This is a genomic window from Bradyrhizobium sp. Arg816 (assembly GCF_029989365.1).
Classification (GTDB): domain Bacteria; phylum Pseudomonadota; class Alphaproteobacteria; order Rhizobiales; family Xanthobacteraceae; genus Bradyrhizobium.
Window position 1 is genome coordinate 1 of the sequence record NZ_JAPRAQ010000082.1, and the last position, 1,125, is coordinate 1,125.

The window sequence follows — 1,125 nt, forward strand, 5'->3', positions numbered from 1 at the left end:
GGGCCTGTTGCGTAATTCGTCAATTGTGATTCCCTCGGGCAAAGCCTTGGAGGGTAGCGATGGCGGTTAAGCAGACGGGACAGCCGAGCTTTGTGGAAGCGCTGATGCCGAAGGGGGCCGGCGCCAATGCGGCGCTGGATCGGCTGGCTGGCCTGGTCAAGTGGTACCGGTTCGAGAAGCTGATCGGCCATTTGCGGGATGAAGCAAGCCCGGGTCGGCCAGGCTATCCGGTGCTGGTGCTGTTTCGTGCTGTGCTGTTGCAGTCGCTCTATGGTCTTTCGGAGCGAGAGCTCGAGGAGGCGCTGGGCGACCGGTTGTCGTTCAAGCGCTTCGTCGGTTTGAGCCTTGAGGATGCGACGCCCGACCATACGGTGCTGAACCGCTTCCGGAACCAGCTCGTTGAACAACGCCTGCTGGAGAAGCTGTTTGGCGAACTGGATCGTCAGCTTGAGAATGCTGGCGTGATCCTCAAGCGCGGCACGATGCTGGATGCGACCTTGATCCAGGCAGTGTCGGCTCCGCCCAAGGAGGACCGCCCCTCAAACGATCCTGATGCCCGGTTCACCAAACGGCAAGGCAAGGGCGGCTCGACCTTCGGTTACAAGGCCCATGTCGGTGTCGACGAAGGATCCGGCTTGATCCGCGCGGTACTGACCACAGCGGCCAACATCAACGACACGACGCCTGCGGACGCTTTGATCCGCGGCGATGAAGCTGCGGTGTGGGCCGATGCGGCTTACGACACCCATGCCCGACGAGCCCGGCTGAAGGCGGAGGGCAAGAAACCCCGCATCGCGCGTCGGCCCAACCGACATCACCCGGAGCTGCCGCCCAGGCTCAAACGCTACAACCTCCTCATCGCGCGCCGCCGAGCCCAGGTCGAGACCACCTTCGCTACTCTCAAACGCCGCATGCGGCTGACCTGCATCCGCTACGTCGGTCTGACCAAGGCGACCGGGCAAGTCCTGCTCGCGTCCATCGCCTTCAACATGAGGCGGTGGGCCACGATCGCCGCGTGAGCCGCCCGCCGAGGGCGACAACTACAGATCTTGGCAGGAAATTACCGGGACCAAGGCCTTCTCTCCTGACGTCTTCAGCCTCAAGAGCCGATAACGCAACAGGCCC

Annotated in this window: 1 protein-coding gene; it reads left to right on the top strand. The window is 63.1% G+C overall.

All coding sequences use genetic code 11. From position 1 onward, the window contains the following. Positions 1 to 59 precede the first annotated feature (59 nt). A complete protein-coding gene (locus OWC48_RS45905) occupies positions 60 to 1,019 on the top strand; it encodes an IS5 family transposase (RefSeq protein ID WP_282525911.1) in 960 nt (319 codons plus the stop codon). The last annotated feature ends 106 nt before the right edge of the window (positions 1,020 to 1,125 follow it).